The 2,266-nt window shown below is 32.2% G+C and carries 3 protein-coding genes; 1 reads left to right on the top strand and 2 read right to left on the bottom strand.

The features are described 5' to 3' along the window. Positions 1-36 precede the first annotated feature (36 nt). A complete protein-coding gene (locus JZO69_RS16435; protein WP_207113891.1) occupies positions 37-918 on the bottom strand; it encodes a hypothetical protein in 882 nt (293 codons plus the stop codon). Between the two features lie 280 nt (positions 919-1,198). Here JZO69_RS16435 and JZO69_RS16430 point away from each other — a divergent pair, with 280 nt between their 5' ends. Continuing rightward, positions 1,199-1,858, top strand: a complete 660-nt coding sequence (locus JZO69_RS16430; RefSeq protein ID WP_207113890.1) for a CatB-related O-acetyltransferase — start codon at positions 1,199-1,201, stop codon at positions 1,856-1,858. Between the two features lie 72 nt (positions 1,859-1,930). On the opposite strand, the gene JZO69_RS16425 is transcribed toward JZO69_RS16430, so the two are convergent. Further along, a partial coding sequence (locus JZO69_RS16425) for an IS3 family transposase (protein WP_207111161.1) occupies positions 1,931-2,266 on the bottom strand: 336 nt, incomplete at its 5' end.

The following is a 2,266-nucleotide window of genomic DNA, read 5'->3' as shown; positions in this document are numbered from 1 at the left end:
AAATATTTTTTTGGTCTATTTTAAGTAACTTAGTATTTAGTTTGTGGCACTATAAACTTGGTTCCATTTATCTTTTGGTGAATTTATATCAATGACATGATTGTATTTAGGATGGACTAGCCCATACACATTAGGTATAGCATTACCATACTCTTTGTGAATAGTACTTTGTAATTTAAAAGCATCGTCACCCTTTAGTTCAAAAATTCCCATTTCAGATTTTACTTGATCATGTAAATCAGAATAATCATACAGTAATTTACTCTCAAATGATAGGCTTTGGTAGTCTGCATATTTTTCAGTTTTATTCCAAATATTTCCATAGACTATATTCGTGTAGTTAGTACTTTGCCCAAATTCATACCATTCAGAATAATAAATAGCTGATCTATTATTAGCACTACTGGTTCTTATGATAGAACATGTTCTATCAATTGGTGAGTTATCCACAATATTGATAAACTCTGATTCAGAATTTTTTTTAATAGATTTATAAGAATCTTTGCCTAATCCTATTTTCGTAACTGTATAAGGAGATAGGTCTAGCGAGCTTTTGTTTCCTAAAACAAAAAAGAAATATGAAATCGCTGTATTTGAATCGAAAGAAACACGAACCAACGCATCATTTACTAAGTAAAAATTGTGTTTGAGAGTAACAGGAATTTTTTTCTCATTTAAAGGTGGTGGATCCCCTAGCTCAACAGATTCAGTAAAAGAGTACTTTGGTACGTCGAAAATTGAATTAATGTATTCTTCAGAAGTTCCAAGGGTAATTGTCTTGATTACTTCTTTTTTATTCTCCTCATTTTGTTTATTACTGAATGCGACATTTGCTTGAAACGTGGCCATACCAATAAAAATAGGCAATAAAAATAATTGTAAAAGCAGTTTTATCCATTCTTTTTTCTCTTTTTTCATTTTCTCCTCCAAAAATATATTTATTAGCTGTTTCATAGATAAGTTTATCAAAAAAATAGCAATTAAAATAGACAAATAGTATGATTTTTTTAAGTGGATTACTAAAATCATATAGTTTGAAAAATACTTTTCTTATTTGACATTAAAGAAATATATACGTATAATCAACAACATTATTGGAGTGATAAATATGAGTCGTCGTTTAAGACAATTAAAAAATGTTTCAGTGGTAGTAAGCTTCTAAGTCAAAAAAAATCTAACTTAGAAGCGAGGAATAATGATGAAGAACAATAATAATTTTGAAAAATGGTCAGATACATTATATTTAAAGGATTTGGTGACGAATCCATTGATAGAAGTCGGTGCATTTTCTTATTACTCTGGGTATTATGGTAATCAGTCGTTTGAAGATGGATGCGTACGTTATCTATGGGGCGATCCATTGACCAGGGCGGCCTTCGATCCAGTAGCGGATTTTGGCTGGAAGTTGGATAAATTAATTATTGGAAATTACGTTTGTATTGCAAGTGGCGCTACGATCTTGATGGGTGGTAATCATAACCATCATCCAGATTGGATCACAGTATATCCTTTTGCCAGTCATGTGGAGAAATCTTATGAGCCCAAAGGTGATACGATCATTAAAAGTGATGCTTGGATCGGAATGAATGCGATGATCATGCCTGGGGTTACTATTGGTGAAGGAGCAATTATTGCAGCTGGTTCAATGATTGTAAAAGATGTTGAACCTTATACTGTTGTTGGAGGCAATCCTGCCAGCGTTATAAAGAAAAGGTTCACAGATGATGAAATCAATATGCTGTTAGAACTAAGATGGTTTGATTGGACCGAAGAACAGGTTGAAGATGCTAAAGATATTTTGATGAATGCATCGGTTGATGAGCTGTATGATTACTATAAAAGATATATTTTAAAATAGTTATATTGAAAAAAAAGCCCGAGACAAAACTAATTTTTAGTTTTGATGTGCGCCCCAAAAGTTGTACGTAGATTAACCTGTTACTTGACTGGTATGAATTCGGTATTGTACTGGACTCATACCGGTCAATTTTGCTTTTATTCGATGATGATTGTAATAATCAATATAATTTTCAACTGCCCGTTTTAATTCCTCAAAGCTAGAAAAAATGCGTCTATAATACATTTCTTGTTTCATCAAACCAAAGAAATTTTCCATTAATGCATTGTCTAAACAGTTTCCTTTTCGTGACATGCTCTGATATACTTTTGCTTGCTTCAATCGTCTGACATACTGGTGATGTTGGTAATGCCAGCCTTGATCGGAATGAATTGTCATTCGATAATGCCTGTCTTTGCTTTTTTCAAT

This window comes from Candidatus Enterococcus ikei (assembly GCF_017316105.1).
GTDB lineage: Bacteria > Bacillota > Bacilli > Lactobacillales > Enterococcaceae > Enterococcus_L > Enterococcus_L ikei.
Note: the sequence above shows the minus strand (reverse complement) of the source record. Positions and strands in the feature narration are given on the sequence as shown.

What these genes read in the sequence shown, in the direction of transcription:
- JZO69_RS16430 (WP_207113890.1), top strand. Translation starts at nt 1,199, where the DNA reads ATGAAGAACAATAATAATTTTGAAAAATGGTCAGATACATTATATTTA.
- JZO69_RS16435 (WP_207113891.1), bottom strand. Translation starts at nt 918, where the DNA reads ATGAAAAAAGAGAAAAAAGAATGGATAAAACTGCTTTTACAATTATTT.